Raw genomic sequence first — 16,215 nt, forward strand, 5'->3', positions numbered from 1 at the left:
GCCACAGTGAGAACAGCCGGTCATGGCTTAGCGTCCTTTCGGGTCGAGTTCGACAGGGGCCAGGGTGGGCAGCTGGACGGTCTCTTGCAATCGCCACTCGTGATCGAAAGCATCGACCCGAATGTGCCACTTGCCGACCAGCGGCTTGTCGAAATGGAGGCGATAGGTGCCGCTCGCATCGGCGGTGATCATGTGTTCGCTGTCCTGACCGGCCAAGGTCGGGTGGAACAATGAGAGATAGAGAGCTTGCCCGGCAGGAATATCGCCGCTGATGGGTTTGAGGGTCAGCTCGTTGCCGTCAACCTCCAGCCCAAAGCGGATATTGAGCGCTTCGGAGCGGTCAAACTTGCTCAAGTCCTGATTGATCTCTTTCCCTTGTTTGTAATAGTCCTCGGCCACCAGATTGACCCCATCCTTGCTGGCGATGATGGCGGTGGCGATGCTGCCAACAACGGCGGCAGTGGGGAGGGCGATGATAAACCAGGGCCAGAATTGGCGATACCACGGTTTGGATAGAGGTTGGGTCATGATTGCTACTGCCATGAAACGAATGATTAACGTGGAAGATGGTTTTTACGCAACACAAGATAACAAAAAGCCTCGAGGAGTCGAGGCTTTTTGCTGTGTAATCACGTGTTTATCACATGTTACAACGTTACGGGCGAACCTTATTTGGCAGACTGTTGATGAGACAGGCTGTAAACGTAGGAGGCCAGCAGGTGAACCTTGTCCTCACCCAGAATGTCTTTCCAGGCTGGCATCACACCGTGACGACCGTGGGTGATGGTTTGTACCACCACTTCGCGGGAGCCACCGTAGAGCCAGGTGTTGTTGGTCAGATCTGGCGCACCGACGGCAACACCGCCCTTGGCATCGGCCCCGTGGCAGGCAGCGCAGATGGCAAAGCGTGCTTCACCTTTCTTCGCTTCCACCAGGTCGACCTTGCGACCGGAGAGGCTCAGCACATAGGAGGCCACTTCCTGAACGCCATCTTTGCCGAGGATTTCCCCCCAGGCAGCCATGATCCCCTGACGACCGCCCATGATGGTGGTCTTGATTTGATCAGGCTGGCCGCCCCATTGCCATTCGCTGTCGGTCAGGTTCGGGAAACCGCGACCACCGCGGGCGTCAGAACCGTGGCACTGGGAGCAGTTCTGCAGGAACAGACGCTGACCCACTTTCAGGGCTTCCGGATCCTTGGCGATCTCGGTGATGGCACGATAGGTTTTGCCATCCGCTTCGTAGGTGAGTTCACGGAATTTGGCGCCGTAGATCTCGTCAGCCTTGGCGACCTCGCGGTCATACTCCACTGCGCGACCTTCGGCCTTGGCCGATTCGGTTGCAGCCTTGGACTCGGCCAGCGAGCGCACGTCCTGGTTGGAACTTTGCCAGCCCAGCAGGCCTTTGAAGTTGCCAAGCCCCGGGAAGGCGACCAGATAGACCAGACCGGTGACGATGAAGAAGAGGAACATGTAAGTCCACCACTTCGGCAGCGGGTTGTTGATCTCCTCGATACCATCGAAGGAGTGACCCATCGATTTTCCTTCTTCAACACCCATCTTGTCCTTGCGGCACCACATCAGCAGCAAGAAGCAGCCGAGGATGGTTCCCAGACTGATGACAGTCACAAAAATGCTAAACAGAGTGCTCATTATTGTTTCGCTCCTGCGTTCTTTTTATCAGCACCGGGTTGCTCATCATCGGCAAAAACCAGATTGGCAGCCTCGTCGAAAGAGGTCTTGCGGCGTTTGCTGTATGCCCAGACGATGATGCCAATCATGATGGCCATCAACAGCAGGGTATACAGACCGCGAAATGTGCCGTAGTCCATCTTCGCCTCCTTATTTCAGGGCATGACCCAGTGATTGCAGATAGGCCACCAGCGCATCCAGCTCGGTTTTGCCCTTGACGGCTTCGCCCGCACCCTGAATATCGGCGTCGGTATAGGGCACACCGAAGTGATCGCGGAACAGCGCCAGTTTTTTGCCGGTCATCTCGCCAGTCAGCACATTGGTATCAAGCCAGGGGTAGGCGGGCATGTTGGATTCCGGTACCACATCGCGCGGGTTGATCAGGTGAACCTTGTGCCACTCGTCGGAGTAGCGGCCACCGACACGGGCCAGATCCGGACCAGTACGCTTGGAGCCCCACAGGAAGGGGTGCTCCCAGACGCTCTCACCGGCGACCGAGTAGTGACCGTAGCGCTCGGTTTCGGCACGGAACGGACGGATCATCTGGCTGTGGCAGTTGGTGCAGCCTTCGCGAATGAAGATGTCGCGTCCTTCCATCTGCAGAGCGGTGTAGGGCTTGAGGCCCTCCACCGGCTCGGTGGTTTGCTTTTGGAAGAACAGCGGAGTGATTTCAACCAGGCCCCCCAGACTGATGGCGAAGATGATGCCGACCACCAGCATGGGAACGCTTTTTTCAAATATTTCGTGACGGTTATTGTTGCTCATGGGTTGACCTCTTCAATCATGCTGGCTGGGCGACAGGTTCCAGAGAACCTTTGGGCGCAGTGATGGTGCGATAGGCGTTGTAAGCCATCAGCAACATGCCGGTGACGAAGAAGCAGCCACCCAGGAAGCGCACGAAATAGAAGGGATAGGATGCCTGCAGCGCTTCAACGAAGCTGTAGGTCAGGGTGCCGTCTTCGTTGACTGCACGCCACATCAGACCCTGCATCACGCCGGAAATCCACATGGCAACGATGTAGAGCACGGTGCCCACGGTCGCCAGCCAGAAGTGAACGTTGATCAGCTTGACGCTGTACATCCGGCCCTGGCCGAACAGGTTCGGGATCAGATGGTAAACCGCACCGATGGAGACCATGGCAACCCAGCCCAGCGCACCGGAGTGCACGTGACCGACGGTCCAGTCGGTGTAGTGGGAGAGGGCGTTGACGGTTTTGATCGCCATCATCGGGCCTTCGAAGGTCGACATGCCGTAGAAAGAGAGAGAGACGATCAGGAAGCGCAGGATGGGGTCATAACGCAGTTTGTGCCAGGCACCGGAGAGGGTCATGATGCCGTTGATCATGCCGCCCCAGGAGGGGACAAACAGGATCAGGGACATCACCATGCCCAGCGACTGGGCCCAGTCAGGCAGTGCGGTGTAGTGCAGGTGGTGAGGACCGGCCCAGATGTAGAGGGAGATCAGCGCCCAGAAGTGCACGATGGAGAGGCGATAGGAGTAAACCGGACGACCGGCCTGCTTGGGCACGAAGTAGTACATCATCCCCAGGAAGCCGGCGGTCAGCAGGAAGCCTACCGCGTTGTGGCCATACCACCACTGCACCATGGCGTCCATGGCGCCGGAGTACATGGAGTAGGACTTCATGCCGGAGAGCGGCACTTCCATGTTGTTGACAATGTGCAGCACCGCAACGGTGATGATGAAGGCACCGAAGAACCAGTTCGCAACATAGATGTGGGAGGTGGTGCGCTTCATCAGGGTGCCGAAGAAGACGATGGCATAGGCAACCCATACCACAGTGATGGCGATATCAATCGGCCACTCCAGCTCGGCATACTCTTTGGCGGAGGTGAAACCCAGCGGCAGAGAGATGGCGGCAGAGAGGATGATTGCTTGCCAACCCCAGAAGACGAAGGTTGCCAGCGGGCCACCAAACAGTCTGGTTTGACAGGTGCGCTGCACCACATAGAAGGAGGTGGCCATCAGTGCACTGACGCCGAAGGCGAAGATCACTGCGTTGGTATGGAGGGGCCGCAGACGACTGTAAGTCAGCCACGGGGTCTCGAAGTTGAGGGCAGGCCAGATCAACTGGGCTGCGATCAGTACGCCAACCGACATGCCGACAATTCCCCAGACAATCGTCATGACGGTAAACTGGCGAACAACGGTGTAGTTGTACTCAGGATGGTTAGTTGTATGGCTCATCGTTATATTCCGCTTCCGATGCTGCTGTTGTTTGGTTTTGTATCCGGAGGACCGGACTGGCTTCATCAGCCACCGCCGACCAGTTGTTAACATCTGTTAACGAAAGGAAAAGCAAAAGATGGCTAAATGAAAACTGCATGGGAATGATACTGAAGTGACAGGTAAAATAACAGTATAAACAGTGATATATTTGGCTCCGTCCGGTCTCGATATGGCAGTTTTTTACCTTGTTCGAGATCACAAAAAACTATTTTAATTGCATCTTAATCGGGCTGTTTTTGATGAAAGAGAGACTTACCGCACGTAAAGTTTTGCACCTCGTACTGGTATTGGTGCTGTTATTGGCGCTGATGGCCTATCGCACCTGGTTTTCGGCCTATCAAAGCGTCTCTGCTGACCAGAAAAAAGATCAGATTTGTGATCTTTCCCACACCCCTTGCAGCGCGCTGATTGGTGACAAGCCGCTGACGGTCGCCATCAAGGAATTACCGCTGCGCGCTGAACATGACTTTGCCATCGCTATTACCGGCGGCGATCCGGTCATCAAACCGGTGAAAGCGACACTCGAAGGCAAAGATATGTTTATGGGCACCATTCCGGTGAGCTTTGAAGAAATAGACGGACAGTGGCAGGGGGTGACCCAGGTGGGGAGCTGTACATCACCCGTCATGATCTGGTTGTTAAATATCGAGTGGAGTAATGGTCAACGCCAGCAATTGGCGCTTTCCGTTGCCCGGGAATAACGGCGCAAGAGGTGGGGAGTGGAAAAAATATTTGAAATTTCCCGGCCAGGCGTTACCTTCCCCAAACCATCAGGGAGTGAAGTTCATTTAATCATGATTGAAAAGCAACCGTTTTATCGCACCCTCAACCAGCAGGCCAAGGCGCTGCTGGAGGGGGAAACCGATCTGATTGCCAATCTGGCCAACCTCTCCGCACTGCTTAATCAGGAGCTGGAGGAGATCAACTGGGTCGGTTTTTATCTGTTGCAGGGCGAGACCCTGGTATTGGGGCCATTTCAGGGCAAACCGGCCTGCGTGCGGATCCCGGTCGGCCGCGGGGTGTGTGGTACGGCAGTGGCAGAGGGGAGAACCCAGCTCATTGACGATGTCCACCAGTTCGACGGTCACATCGCTTGCGATGGCGCGAGCAACTCGGAAATCGTGATCCCGGTGCGCCGTGGTGGCGAGATCATCGGGGTGCTCGATATCGACAGTCCGATTTTTAACCGTTTCGACCAGCAAGACCGGATTGGCCTCGAAGAAACGGTGCAAATTTTGGAAAGCATGCTCTAAGTCATTGCTAGATGGTTCGCAAAAGGCCCCAAGCTCTCTATAATGGGGCCTTTGTTGTGCTCGGGACGTGCCCGTGCGTTTATATGAAAGCCAAGGTTATACATGGAAAACACTGAGAAGCTGAAGAACAGTAAAGAGATCGTTGCCTACCTGGTCGAGAAATTCCCGGCCTGCTTCGTTGCTGAAGGAGAGGCCAAGCCGCTCAAGATTGGCATCTTCCAGGATTTGGCCGAGCGTCTTGCTGACGATGCCAGAGTCTCCAAGACCATGCTGCGTTCCGCACTGCGTCAATACACCTCCAGCTGGCGCTACCTGCACGGTCTCAAAGCTGGCCAGGCTCGCGTTGATCTGGATGGCAACCCGGGCGAGCTGCTGACCGAAGAGCACATCGAGCACGCCAAGCAAGCTCTGAAAGAGAGCAAAGAGCGCGTATTCGCCAGCCGTCGTACCAATACCAAAGAGAAGGATGAGAAGGCCAAGAAGCCCCGTCGTCCTGCTGTGCGCAAAACCGAGAAAGCTGATGTAGCTGCCAAGCCGAAAGCTGCCGCCAAGGCACCGGTCGCTGACGCTCCGCTGGTTAAAGTGGATGCCGCTACGCTGAAAGTGGGCCAGGATGTGCGCGTCGTTATGGGTAAATTCCCGGTTCCGGCAACCATCAAGGAAGTAACCAAGGACGATGTACAGGTCCAACTGCAGACCGGCATGATGGTGCGGGTCAAATCAGAGCACTTGGTTCTCTAAGGAGACAAATGTTGAAGCATGGCGTAATTCGTTTTTCCCTCGTTGCCTGTAGCCTGGCGCTTGCCGGGCTTGCACAGGCCATCGAGCCGGTGCTCAAGGAGAGTGATTTGCCTGTGTTGGCTCAAGAGAGCCAACATGCTACGGCCAGCAAGCGAATTACCAATCTGTTTACCCGCTCGCACTACAAACAGTTCAAGCTGGACGATGCCTTTTCCTCCGTGATTTTCGATAAATATCTGGAGAATCTGGACTACAGCCGCAACCTGTTTTTGGCCTCTGATATCAGCCGTTTTGAAAAGTACCGTAACGGTTTTGACACCGACCTCGAAAGAGGCCGTCTGGCTCCCGCCTACGAGATGTTCAACCTGAGTCAGCAGCGGCGTTATGAGCGGTTCGAATACGCCCTCAAACTGCTTGATACTCCTTTCGATTTTACCCAGACCGACAACTATGTGTTTGATCGGGAAGGGGCGGCTTGGCCCAAAGATGAAGCAGAGCTCAACGAGCTGTGGCGTCAGCGGGTCAAGTTCGATGCCCTGAGTCTCAAGCTCAGTGGCAAGGAGTGGCCCGAGATCAAGGAGCTGCTTGGCAAGCGTTACAACAACGCCATCAAGCGGATGTCCCAGACCGAGAGCGAAGATGTCTTCCAGCTCTTCATGAACTCCTTCGCTCGTGCCATCGAACCGCACACCAGTTACCTCTCACCGCGCAGTGCCGATCGTTTCAACACCGAGATGAACCTCTCGCTGGAGGGGATTGGTGCCGTGTTGCAGGCGGAAGATGACTTTACCGTCATCCGTTCTCTGGTGCCTGGTGGCCCTGCTGCCAAATCCAACCACCTCAAACCCGATGACAAGATAACCGGGGTAGGGCAGGAAGATGGCAAGATTGTCGATGTGATCGGCTGGCGTCTTGATGACGTGGTCGAGCTCATCAAGGGGCCCAAGGGGAGCAAGGTCAAGCTGGAGATCCAGCGTGGCAAGGGCGCAACTGCCAAGACCGAGCAGATCGAGCTGACCCGCGACAAGGTGCGCCTTGAAGATCGGGCTGCCAAGTCCAAGGTGATTAACGCCGAAGGCAAGAAGATTGGTGTCATCGAGATCCCCAGTTTCTACGTCAATCTGCACGATGACGTGATCAAGGAGCTCTCCAGCCTGAACAAGAAGAAGATCGATGGTCTGATCATCGATCTGCGCGGTAACGGCGGTGGCGCCCTGACCGAAGCCTCCGCCCTGAGCGGTCTCTTCTTTGCCAGCGGTCCCGTGGTGCAAATTCGTGATCACATGGGCCGTATCACGGTCAATGGCGATGACGATGGCAACGTCTATTACGGTGGCCCGATGTCGGTGATGATCGACCGCTACAGTGCCTCGGCCTCCGAGATCTTCGCTGCCGCCATGCAGGATTATGGCCGTGCCCTGATCCTGGGTGAAAACTCGTTCGGCAAGGGGACGGTGCAGCAGCATCGCAGTCTCGCCAAGGTCTATGACTTCTACGAGCAGCCGCTGGGTCACGTGCAGTACACCATCGCCAAGTTCTACCGGATCGACGGTGGCAGCACCCAGAACAAGGGGGTTGCGCCGGATATCAGCTTCCCGACACCGGTTGCTCCGGAAGAGACGGGCGAAAGCCGTGAGTTCAATGCGTTGCCGTGGGACAAGATTGCCTCCGCCAACTACGAGAAACTCGGCAACTTCGCCAGCGTACTGCCCAAGTTGCAGGCGGCGCACGATGCCCGGATCGCCAAGGATCCCGAGTTTGCCTATGTGATGCAGGACATCGCCGACTACAAGGAGGAGAAAGACAAGAAGTCAGTCTCCCTCAACGAGGCGGAGCGTGTCGCAGAGCAGGCGAAACAGGATGAGAAAGCGCTCAAACGTACCAACGAGCGTCTGGCACGTCTTGGCAAGCCGGCGGTGAAGAGTCTGGATGAACTGCCCGCTGATTTTGAAGCGCCGGATGAGTATCTCATCGAAGCGGCCAATATCACGGCGGATCTGGCCAAGGTCAGCAAACGCAGCTGACAAGGCACCTCCAATGCACAAGGGCGACTGCGGTCGCCCTTTCTTTTTGTCTGGCGTATCTGACGTAATGCAAATTGTTTGACCCCGCCAGTTGGTTGTGACAGCCTCTTTCTCGCCTTTAACAAGCGTGGAAGCAGACAATAATGACCGATCACTCCCAGGCCATGACGGCCAAATATCGCCAGGATTATCAGGCGCCGCTCTACTGGATCGACACCATCGACCTCGATTTCCAACTGCAGGAGCCGCTGACCCAGGTCACCGCCATCACTCGCATTCGCCGCAACGGTGAGCACAATGCGCCGCTGATCCTCGATGGTGAACAGCTGACTCTCAAGAGCGTTGCCATCGATGGCATTCCCTGTGACCACTACGAGCAAGGCGAGAGCAGTCTGACCCTGTTCAACCTGCCTGCCGAATGTGTACTGACCATCGTCACCCTGCTGGATCCGGCCGCCAACACCGCGCTGGAAGGGCTTTACAAGTCAGGCGATGCCTACTGCACCCAGTGTGAAGCGGAAGGCTTTCGCCGCATAACCTATTATCTGGACCGCCCCGACATTCTGGCGCGTTACAGCACCCGCATTACCGCTGACAAAGCCCAGTTTCCCTTCCTGCTCTCCAACGGCAACAAGGTCGACAGCGGTGATCTGGATGGCGGCCGTCACTTCGTGCAGTGGCAGGATCCTTTCCCCAAACCCAGCTACCTGTTTGCGCTGGTGGCCGGTGATTTCGATGTGGAGCGCAGCCACTACACCACCAAGAGCGGCCGCAAAGTGGCCCTCGAGATCTTCGTCGACAAGGGCAACCTCGATCGCGCCGGTTTTGCCATGGAGAGTCTCATCAACTCCATGCGTTGGGACGAACAGCGTTTTGGCCTCGAGTATGATCTCGACATCTACATGATCGTTGCGGTGGACTTCTTCAACATGGGCGCCATGGAGAACAAGGGGCTCAACATCTTCAACTCCAAGTTTGTGCTGGCCAATCCGGCCACCGCCACCGACAGCGACTACCACGGTATCGAACGGGTGATCGGTCACGAATATTTCCACAACTGGACCGGCAACCGTGTCACCTGTCGTGACTGGTTCCAGCTCAGCCTGAAAGAGGGGCTAACGGTATTCCGGGATCAGGAGTTCTCCTCCGATCTCGGCTCCCGAGGCGTCAACCGCATCAACAACGTGCGTACCGTCCGCGGCCCGCAGTTTGCGGAAGATGCCGGCCCCATGGCGCACCCGATCCGTCCGGATGTGGTGATCGAGATGAACAACTTCTACACCCTCACCGTCTACGAGAAAGGGTCGGAAGTGATCCGCATGATGCACACCCTGCTGGGGGAAGAAGCCTTCCAGGCTGGTATGCGTCTCTACTTCGAGCGTCACGATGGCTCGGCCGCTACTTGTGATGATTTCGTGCAAGCGATGGAGGATGCTTCCGGTGTGGATCTCGGTCGTTTCCGCCGCTGGTACAGCCAGTCCGGCACCCCCGAGCTTACCGTTACCGACGAGTATGATGCCGCCAGCGGCATCTATCGCCTCCATGTGAGCCAGCACACCCCGCCGACTCAGGATCAACCGCAAAAGCTGCCGCTGCATATCCCTCTCGACATCGAGCTTTATGACGAGCAGGGTGCCGTCATCCCGTTGCAGTATCAGGGAAAGGCCATCGGTAACGTGCTCGACGTGCTGGAAGCGGAGCAGACCTTCGAATTCGATCGGGTGCCGGTCAAGCCGGTTCCCTCCCTGCTGCGGGACTTCTCCGCGCCGGTCAAGCTGCACTATGACTACAGCGACGAAGCGCTCGCCTTTCTGATGCGCTTTGCCCGCAACGAGTTTGCCCGCTGGGATGCGGCCCAGATGCTGATCAACAAAGCGGTCATCGACGGGGTGGCGCGGGTCCAGCACGGGCAGGGGCTTGAGCTCTCCCAAACCCTGTTGGCCGCCTTCGTCGCCATTCTGGACGATAGCGAACTGGACTTAGCCCTCAAGGCGGAGATCCTGGCGCTGCCCGGTGAAGCGACCCTGGCCGAGCTGTTCGAGGTGGCCGATATCGATGCCATCCATCAGGTACGAGACGCGATCCACACCCGTCTTGCCGAGGCCTTTGGCGCGCGCTTGGCTGCGACCTATCAGAGTCTGCGTCTGAACGGTTATCAGGTGGTGCGTGCCGATATGGCCAAGCGAGCCCTCAAAGGGGTCGTGCTCGGCTATCTGGCTGCGCTGGATGCGGAGCATGCCGATGCGCTGGTGCGCGAGCAGTATGCAACTGCCGACAACATGACCGACACCTTGGCGGCGTTGCAGGTGGCCAACGGCTATCTGTTGCCATGTCGCGCCGCGCTGCTGGCCGATTTCGAGGGCAAGTGGGCCAAAGATGGACTGGTGCTGGACAACTGGCTGCGGCTGATTGGCAGCAAGCCGGCTGCCGATGTACTGAGCGAAGTGAAACAGGCGATGAGTCACCCCACTTTCAGCATTCGCAACCCGAACCGACTGCGGGCGCTGATCGGCAGCTTCGCCATGAGCAATCAGGTGCAGTTCCATGCGGTGGATGGCAGCGGTTACCGCTTCCTGACCGATCTGCTGATCGAGCTCAACGAGGTGAATCCGCAGGTGGCCTCCCGCCTCATTACCCCGCTTATCCAGTTCAAGCGACTGGATGAGGTGCGAAAGGCCCTGATCCGCGCCGAGCTGACCCGTCTTGCCAACCTTGAGGGCTTGGCACGGGATCTGTTCGAGAAGGTCAGCAAGGCGCTGCAGCAGTAAGTGTCGACGGGGCAGGGGCGTTAACGCTCCTGCCTCCATTGTGTGATTTGTCGTGTGATCAGGAGCAAGCGTGAAGCAGTTTACTTTTCGGCTCTCATTGAATAGCGATGAGGTGATGCTGATGTATCAGGGCCATGCCAGACGGCTGGTGGTGCGCAGCGAACAGGGATTGACCCTGGAACTTGGCATAGAAAAAATACGGCCCTTTGTCGCCATCAATGGTGTGCATGGCTATTTTCGGCTGAAAACCCAGGACGATTACCGCTTTATCAGCCTCGAACGCATAAATTAACAAAAACCGAACAGATTACCGACTTTTTATCTGCTTTATGTCACTATCTATCCGGTAAACTGGCACAAAGGTAGTGGGAATTTCTGTATTTTTGGTTATTTGCAAAATTTCTCACAGTTTAAGCCGTGATCTGCACCTTGTTTTTAACATCTCGTTAGCACCTTTCCTCGCCTTCCCTTAGCCAAGCCATTACACTTCGCAACAACTCTGCACCAGCGGGTAACCAGGGTGGTTGCCTCTGCGTCGGTGGTTAATGTCGTCCGATAAGGAATATAAAAATGGCATTGAAAGACGCCCCTACCTCAGTTCTGCTCGAAAACGTTCTCAGCCTGATCCATCAAAAGTTGCCCAAAAACAGCGCCTCTCTGGTCGAGCGCTTCGTTGCCAAGTTCTACGGCAACATGGCGAGTTCCGACCTGCACGATCGCAATGACAGCGATCTCTATGGCGCGGCCCTGAGCCTGTGGAATGCCCTCAATCAGCGCCGCGGTATCGATCCCTACATCCGGGTCTACAATCCCGAGCTGACCCGTCACGGCTGGCAATCGCCCCATACCATCGTCGAGGTGATCCTGCAGGACTCGCCCTTCCTGGTCGACTCCATCCGGATGGCGCTCAAGCGACTCAATATCACTGCCCACATGATGCTGCACCAACCGCTGCACCTCATTCGTGGTGCGGATGGCAAGATTGACGCCATTCTGGAGCTCGACAACACCGACGGGCAGACCTCGGTTGAAACGGCATTCCTTATCGAGATCGATCACCTCACCAGCGAGGTGCAGATGGCCGCGCTGGCTACCGAGCTCAACTCGGTGGCCGGTGAAGTGGCGCTTGCCGTGGGCGACTGGCAGCCCATGCTGGCCAAGCTCAATGAGATCATCGACGAACTGCCCAAGCGCAAGCACCCGGTCAGCAAGGAGGAGGTGGCCTCCTGCGTTGCCTTCCTCAAATGGGTAGCTGCCCACAACTTTACCCTGATGGGGTATCGTCGTTACGACGTCAAGGCGGTGGAGGGGGATCACGAGATCCTGCCGCAGGCGAGCTCCAGCCTGGGGTTGATGAAAAACTCCATCAAGGAGGTGGGTCAGCGCCTTGGCAACATGCCGGCCAGCGCCCGTCACGCCGCTCTGAGTTCTGACCTGCTGATCCTCACCAAATCCAACAGCAAGTCCCGGGTGCACCGTCCGGCTTATGTGGATTACATCGGCATCAAGCGCTTTGACGAGCATGGCAAGGTGATCGGGGAAGATCGCTTCATAGGTCTCTACGCCTCTTCCATCTACAACACCAGCGCGACCCAGATCCCGCTCATCAGCCATCGTCTCGAACGCATCATGGCTGCCTCCGGTCACGAGAAGGGCTCCCACGCCTACAAGGCGCTGCTGAACGTATTGGAAACCTACCCGCGCGATGAGCTGATCCAGGCCCGCGAAGAGGAGCTGTTGGCCACCGGTCTTGGGGTGCTGGAGATGCAGGAGCGTGACATGTTGCGGCTGTTCGTGCGCCGCGACGTGTACGGCCGTTTCTTCTCCTGCATGGTCTATGTCACCAAGGAGCGCTACAACACGGCGCTGCGGATCAAGACCCAGCAAATTTTGCAGAAATATTTTGGCAGCAATGAAGAGGTGGAGTTCAACGTCTACTTCACCGAGGGCGTGCTGGCGCGGACCCACTACATAGTGCGGGTCAACAACAACAACGTGGATGTGGATGTGAACGAAGTACAGAACAACCTGATTGAAGCGGCCCGCAGCTGGGACGACAGACTCGACTCCGTGCTGCTTTCCCACTATGGCGAGGCCCGTGGTAATGAGCTGCGCCGCCGTTTCAGCACTGCATTCCCTCGTGCTTACAAGGAAGATGTGCTGCCTGGCTCTGCCGTGGCCGACATCATGGCGCTCGATAACCTGAGCGAAGCCGAACCGCTGGGGATGCTGTTCTACCGCGCGCAGGAGGAGGAGAACGATCGTCGGGTACGGCTCAAACTGTTCCATCGCACCGAACCCATTCACCTCTCCGATGTGCTGCCGATGCTGGAGAACATGGGACTGAGGGTGATCGGCGAGACCCCGTATCAGGTACGCACTCCGGCTGGCGATCTGTTCTGGATCCTCGACTTCTCCATGTTGCTGCATGGCGAGCAGCCCTTTGATCTGGCCCAGAGCCAGCAGCGCTTCCAGCAGGCGTTTGCCGCCATCTGGAACAAGCAGCTGGAAGATGACGGCTTCAACCGGCTGGTGCTGGGGGCGGGTCTCACCGGCCGTCAGGTGTCGGTGCTGCGCGCCTATGCCAAATACATGCGCCAGACCGGCGTCTCCTTCAGCCAGTCCTATATCGAAGAGACTCTGACCCGTTACCCCGACATCGCCCAGTTGCTGTTTGCTCTGTTCGAACAGCGGCTCGATCCAGCCGGCAAGCAGGACGCCAAGGTGCCATCGCAAGATGCCAAGGCATCCGCCAAGCTGCACGAGGAGCTTGCCGCCAAGCTGGATCAGGTGGCCAACCTGGACGACGATCGCATCATTCGCCGCTATGTGGAGATGATCGACGCTACCCTGCGCACCAACTACTACCAGCTGGACAAGGCGGGTAACATCAAGCCCTACATCTCCTTCAAACTGGCACCGTCCAGCATCACCGACATGCCGCTGCCGTTGCCGAAATTCGAGATCTTCGTCTATTCGCCGCGAGTGGAAGGGGTGCATCTGCGCTGGGGCAAGGTCGCCCGTGGCGGCCTGCGCTGGTCCGATCGAAAAGAGGACTTTCGCACCGAAGTGCTGGGTCTGGTGAAAGCCCAGCAGGTCAAGAACACTGTCATAGTACCGGTGGGGGCCAAGGGCGGTTTCTACTGCAAACAGATGCCGGTGGGGGCGCCCCGCGCCGTCATTCAGGAGGAGGGCAAGGCCTGTTATCGCCTGTTTATCCGCGGCCTGCTCGATGTGACTGGCAACATCATCGGCGGCGAGGTGATCCCGCCCAAATCCGTGGTACGCCACGACGAGGATGACTACTACCTGGTGGTCGCTGCCGACAAGGGCACAGCCACCTTCTCCGACATCGCCAACGAGATCAGTCTCGAATACGGTCACTGGCTCGGTGATGCGTTCGCCTCCGGCGGTTCGGTCGGTTACGACCACAAGAAGATGGGCATCACCGCCCGTGGTGCCTGGGAGTCGGTCAAGCGCCACTTCCGCGAGATCGGCGTCAACTGCCAGACCACCGACTTCACTTGCGTGGGGATTGGGGACATGGCGGGCGACGTGTTCGGCAACGGCATGCTGCTCTCCGAGCACACCCGGCTGGTGGGTGCGTTCAACCACATGCACATCTTTGTTGACCCCGCTCCGGATGCGGCCAAGAGTTTTGTCGAGCGCCAGCGCCTGTTCGATCTGCCGGGCTCCAGCTGGGATGACTACAACCGCGAGCTGATATCACAAGGGGGCGGCATCTTCCTGCGCTCGGCCAAGTCCATCAAGCTGAGCCCGGAAATGCAGACACTGCTCGGCACCGACAAGGCCAGCATGGCGCCGAACGAGCTGATCAAGGCGCTGCTTTGCCTCAATGTCGACCTGCTGTGGAATGGCGGCATTGGCACCTATGTGAAGAGCGCTCGCGAGAGCGATGCCGAGGTGGGCGATCGCAGCAACGACGCACTGCGAGTCAATGGTCGCGATCTGCGGGCTCGTATAGTGGGTGAGGGGGGCAACCTCGGCTTCACCCAGCTCGGTCGGGTGGAGTACGCCAGTCAGGGCGGTCGCATCAATACCGATTTTACCGACAACGTGGGCGGGGTGGACTGCTCCGACAACGAGGTGAACATCAAGATCCTGCTCAACCAATTGGTGGCCGCAGGGGATCTGACTCTCAAGCAGCGTAACCAGATGCTCTATGAGATGACCGACGACGTGGCGCAGATCGTGATCACCAACGCCTATCGCCAGTCCCAGTCCATCTCGGTCACCAGCTTCCGCGGCTCTGAACAACTCAAAGAGCAACAGCGCTTTATTCAGGGGCTGGAGCGGGAAGGCAAGCTGGACCGTGCGTTGGAGTTCCTGCCATCCGATGAGGAGCTTTCCGAGCGGATGGCGGCAGGGCAGGGACTGACCCGCCCCGAACTGGCGGTGCTGGTGGCTTACGGCAAGATGGTGCTGAAAGAGCAGCTCAACTGCCCGGAAGTGACCGACGAGCCCTTCCTCGCCAACATGCTGGTCACCAGCTTCCCGGCCAAGGTGCAGCAGCAGTTTGGTGCCCAGCTGGCCGATCACCCGCTGCGCGGCGAAATCATCGCTACCCGGGTGGCCAACATGCTGGTCAACGACATGGGGCTCAACTTCGCCAGCCGAATGAAGGACGAGACCGGTGCCTCGGTGGCGGAAGTGGCCTGCTGCTTCGCCATGGCCCGCGAAGTGTTTGGCATGAACCAGTTGTGGCGCGATATCGAAGGGTGCGACAACCTGGTTGATGCCCAGACTCAGCTCGAGCTGATGTTCTACAGCCGCCGCATTGTGCGCCGAGCCACCCGCTGGTTCCTGCGTGCCCGCAATCGCAGCTGGAGCATCAGCGAGAACATCGCCTTCTTCCGTCCGGCGTTCGAGACCCTCGGCACACACCTTTACGAGGTGATGGATGAGAGCGAAGTAGCCGAGCATCGTCAGGCTGTTGCCAAGTGGATGGAGAAACAGGTGCCTGAGGCCATTGCCCGTCAGGTCGCCCATATGAGCAGCCTCTTCTCCAGCCTGGATCTGGCGCAGATTGCCGCGGAGCACAAGACCGATATCCTGCGCGCCGCCAATGTCTACTATCGCCTCGGAGCCAAACTGGATCTGCACTGGTTCCTCGACCAGATCAACCATCAGCCGGTCGGCAACCACTGGCAGGCGATGGCGCGAGCTTCCTTCCGCGAAGATCTTGACTGGCAGCAACGCAGTCTCACTTCTGTGGTACTGGAAGGGTGCAAAGATCAGGGGGAATGCGCTACCATACTGGCTGACTGGATTTCGGAGCATGAGCAACTCTTGTCCCGTTGGACCCACATGTTGGCCGACTTCAAGACCACCAGTACTCACGAGTTCGCCAAGTTCTCGGTGGCCTTGCGAGAGTTGAACCTGCTCCAGTTGAATTGTCGGGCACTTTAATTGCCAGATTAAGGCATGACACCGACATTACACCCAAAGCCCCGGCCAGTTGCTGGGGCT

At 57.5% G+C, this 16,215-nt stretch carries 12 protein-coding genes; 7 read left to right on the forward strand and 5 right to left on the reverse strand.

The genetic code is table 11. The annotated features are described in order from the left end of the window. Positions 1 to 27 precede the first annotated feature (27 nt). The 5 genes from ACB040_RS14830 to ccoN form a co-directional block, all read right to left on the reverse strand. A complete protein-coding gene (locus ACB040_RS14830) occupies positions 28 to 528 on the reverse strand; it encodes a FixH family protein (protein ID WP_043820362.1) in 501 nt (166 codons plus the stop codon). Positions 529 to 668: 140 nt separating this feature from the next. After that, a complete protein-coding gene (gene ccoP / locus ACB040_RS14835; protein ID WP_021230094.1) occupies positions 669 to 1,652 on the reverse strand; it encodes a cytochrome-c oxidase, cbb3-type subunit III in 984 nt (327 codons plus the stop codon). Continuing rightward, positions 1,652 to 1,831: a CcoQ/FixQ family Cbb3-type cytochrome c oxidase assembly chaperone gene (locus ACB040_RS14840; protein WP_005336620.1), complete on the reverse strand. Its 180-nt coding sequence runs from the start codon at positions 1,829 to 1,831 to the stop codon at positions 1,652 to 1,654. Before ACB040_RS14840 ends, ccoP begins: the two co-directional genes overlap by 1 nt. Before the next feature lie 10 nt (positions 1,832 to 1,841). Then, entirely contained in the window at positions 1,842 to 2,456 is a 615-nt protein-coding gene (gene ccoO, locus ACB040_RS14845; RefSeq protein ID WP_021230095.1) for a cytochrome-c oxidase, cbb3-type subunit II, read from the reverse strand. Positions 2,457 to 2,472: 16 nt separating this feature from the next. Then, positions 2,473 to 3,897 carry a cytochrome-c oxidase, cbb3-type subunit I gene (gene ccoN, locus ACB040_RS14850; protein WP_005360548.1) on the reverse strand — a complete coding sequence of 475 codons (1,425 nt, stop codon included), beginning with the start codon at positions 3,895 to 3,897 and terminating at the stop codon, positions 2,473 to 2,475. 281 nt (positions 3,898 to 4,178) lie between these two features. Between ccoN and ACB040_RS14855 the strand changes: the two genes are divergently transcribed. The 7 genes from ACB040_RS14855 (at position 4,179) to ACB040_RS14885 (ending at position 16,155) form a co-directional block, all read left to right on the forward strand. Then, a complete protein-coding gene (locus ACB040_RS14855) occupies positions 4,179 to 4,640 on the forward strand; it encodes a hypothetical protein (protein WP_167567489.1) in 462 nt (153 codons plus the stop codon). A 93-nt stretch (positions 4,641 to 4,733) separates the two neighbouring features. Next, positions 4,734 to 5,192: a GAF domain-containing protein gene (locus tag ACB040_RS14860; protein ID WP_005336610.1), complete on the forward strand. Its 459-nt coding sequence runs from the start codon at positions 4,734 to 4,736 to the stop codon at positions 5,190 to 5,192. A gap of 102 nt (positions 5,193 to 5,294) precedes the next feature. Then, the gene (gene proQ / locus ACB040_RS14865; RefSeq protein WP_005351923.1) at positions 5,295 to 5,933 is read left to right on the forward strand and encodes an RNA chaperone ProQ; all 639 of its coding nucleotides are present in this window, start codon (positions 5,295 to 5,297) and stop codon (positions 5,931 to 5,933) included. An 8-nt stretch (positions 5,934 to 5,941) separates the two neighbouring features. Next, positions 5,942 to 7,957, forward strand: coding sequence for a carboxy terminal-processing peptidase (gene prc / locus ACB040_RS14870; protein ID WP_005351922.1), 2,016 nt, complete (start codon positions 5,942 to 5,944; stop codon positions 7,955 to 7,957). A 143-nt stretch (positions 7,958 to 8,100) separates the two neighbouring features. Next, positions 8,101 to 10,725 carry an aminopeptidase N gene (gene pepN, locus ACB040_RS14875; RefSeq protein ID WP_338774933.1) on the forward strand — a complete coding sequence of 875 codons (2,625 nt, stop codon included), beginning with the start codon at positions 8,101 to 8,103 and terminating at the stop codon, positions 10,723 to 10,725. 70 nt (positions 10,726 to 10,795) lie between these two features. After that, positions 10,796 to 11,017, forward strand: coding sequence for a DUF2835 family protein (locus ACB040_RS14880; protein ID WP_005351919.1), 222 nt, complete (start codon positions 10,796 to 10,798; stop codon positions 11,015 to 11,017). A 278-nt stretch (positions 11,018 to 11,295) separates the two neighbouring features. Beyond that, the gene (locus ACB040_RS14885; RefSeq protein ID WP_371155401.1) at positions 11,296 to 16,155 is read left to right on the forward strand and encodes an NAD-glutamate dehydrogenase; all 4,860 of its coding nucleotides are present in this window, start codon (positions 11,296 to 11,298) and stop codon (positions 16,153 to 16,155) included. Positions 16,156 to 16,215 lie beyond the last annotated feature (60 nt).

Source organism: Aeromonas sp. S11(2024) (assembly GCF_041402345.1).
GTDB classification, from domain to species: domain Bacteria; phylum Pseudomonadota; class Gammaproteobacteria; order Enterobacterales; family Aeromonadaceae; genus Aeromonas; species Aeromonas veronii.